The organism is Rhodobacter ferrooxidans (genome assembly GCF_000176015.1).
GTDB lineage: Bacteria > Pseudomonadota > Alphaproteobacteria > Rhodobacterales > Rhodobacteraceae > Pseudorhodobacter_B > Pseudorhodobacter_B ferrooxidans.
The window spans coordinates 1-1,929 of the sequence record NZ_ACYY01000043.1 but is presented as its reverse complement, the minus strand read 5'-3'; the positions used below and the strand labels follow the sequence as shown (position 1 = coordinate 1,929).

Here is a 1,929-nt window from a genome sequence, read left to right as displayed (position 1 = left end):
GTAAGCGTCCGGTCTGACCGCACTGCCGCGGGGTGAGAGTGCGGGATAGTGTCCACCATCGCTAGTGGGCACTATGGTGATTGCGTGGCGCGTCGGACGAAGCGGCTTTGGACGGACGAGGAGAAGCGGTCGATCTGTTTCCAGACGGCGGCAGCGGGTGTGTCGGTTGCGCAGGTGGCACAGCGCTACGCCTTGAATGCCAATCTGATCTTCAAATGGCGGCGCGATCCGCGCTATGCGCCGGACCCGGCGGCAGCGCCCGGTTTGTCGGAGGGGTCGCGCTTTCTGCCGGTGGAGATCGTCGCGGAGGCGACGAAGCCTCTGGCCGCACCTGTGGCCGACAATCACATCGAGATCGACCTGGCTGGCGGGCACCGGATGCGGATCAGCGGCGGCTACGATCCTGATGCCTTGGCTCGTCTGATCCGGGGGCTGACAGTTTGATCCCGGTTCCGGCCAACACGCGGGTCTGGCTTGCGGCTGGCGTCACCGACATGCGCAAAGGGTTTGCGGCGCTGGCGGCGCAGGCCGAGGCGGTGCTGAAGCAGGATCCGTTTGAGGGGCATCTCTTTGTCTTCCGTGGCCGCCGGGGTGACCTGGTAAAGATCATCTGGTGGGACGGCCAAGGGGCTTGCATGTTCATGAAGCGGCTGGAGAAGGGCCGGTTCGTCTGGCCATCGGCCAAGGACGGCAAGGTGGCTCTGACGCCTGCGCAGTTGTCGATGCTCTTGGAGGGGATCGACTGGCGGGCACCGCAGCGGACGTGGCGGCCTCTAGCGGCGGGATAATCTGCTCACCCTGCAATCAATGATTCCCACAAGGAATACAGTGGGATAAACTTCCAGCATGCTCGATCAGACCCTGACCTTGCCGGAAGACCCTGAGGAGCTGCGCAGTTTCACCGCGCGGCTTTTGGCCGAGGTGAAGGCGCAGGCGATCCTGATCGAGAAGCTGCGGCACCAGTTGGCCGGGCACCGCGCGCACCGGTTTGGCGCGTCGTCGGAGACGGCAGAACAGCTGCAGTTGGCACTTGAGACGAGCGAGATCGCCGCCGCCGCAATGACAGCACGGATGAAGCTGCCGGACATCGAGGAGAAGGACAAACCAAAGCGCCGCCCGATCCCGGACCACATTCCCCGGATGGAGGTGGAACTGACGCCCGGCTCCGACGCCTGTGCCGATTGCGGCGGGCGCCTGCGCCGGATTGGCGAAGATGTGACCGAGGAGCTGGAATACGTCCCCGGCCGATTTATCGTGAACCGGATTGTCCGCCCTCGGCTGACCTGCGCCTGCTGCGAACGGTTCGTGCAAGCCCCGATGCCTTCGCGCCCGATCGAACGCGGCCGTCCCGGGCCGGGTCTCTTGGCCCATGTTCTGGTCAGCAAGTATGCCGACCATCTTCCGTTGTATCGTCAGAGCCAGATATTCGACCGTGAAGGCCTTGATCTGGATCGCTCCACCTTGGCGGACTGGGTCGGCAAGACGGCCGCCTTGCTGGAACCGCTGGCCAATGCCATCGGCCGCCATGTCCTGTCGGCTGAGGCGATCTTTGCCGATGACACACCCATCAGCATGCTGGCTCCCGGCACTGGCAAGACCCAGACCGCCCGGCTCTGGACCTATGCCCGTGACGAACGCCCCTGGGGCGGCGGGGCACCGCCCGCAGCCTGGTATCGGTTCTCGGGAGACCGCAAAGGCCAGCACCCGAAGGAACATCTCGCCCGCTTCCGTGGCTGGATGCATGCCGACGGATATGCCGGGTTTGAGGATCTCTACCGTTCCGGTGCCATCCGCGAGGTCGCCTGCATGGCCCATGTCAGGCGCAAGTTCGTCGACATCCACCGATCGCAGGGCTCACCCATTGCCGAAGAGGCCATCGGTCGGATCGCGCAGCTCTATGCTGTCGAGAAAGAGGCCCGAGGGTCGTCG

3 protein-coding genes are annotated in these 1,929 nt (G+C 64.6%); all 3 read left to right on the top strand.

From position 1 onward, the window contains the following. Positions 1 to 84 precede the first annotated feature (84 nt). Positions 85 to 444, top strand: a complete 360-nt coding sequence (gene tnpA, locus RSW2DRAFT_RS16905) for an IS66-like element accessory protein TnpA (RefSeq protein ID WP_232209710.1) — start codon at positions 85 to 87, stop codon at positions 442 to 444. Continuing rightward, complete coding sequence (tnpB, locus tag RSW2DRAFT_RS16900; RefSeq protein ID WP_008033218.1) at positions 441 to 788, top strand: IS66 family insertion sequence element accessory protein TnpB; 348 nt, start codon at positions 441 to 443, stop codon at positions 786 to 788. Before tnpA ends, tnpB begins: the two co-directional genes overlap by 4 nt. 58 nt (positions 789 to 846) lie before the next feature. Then, positions 847 to 1,929 (top strand): IS66 family transposase (tnpC, locus tag RSW2DRAFT_RS16895; RefSeq protein WP_008033217.1); only part of this gene is annotated, 1,083 nt, incomplete at its 3' end.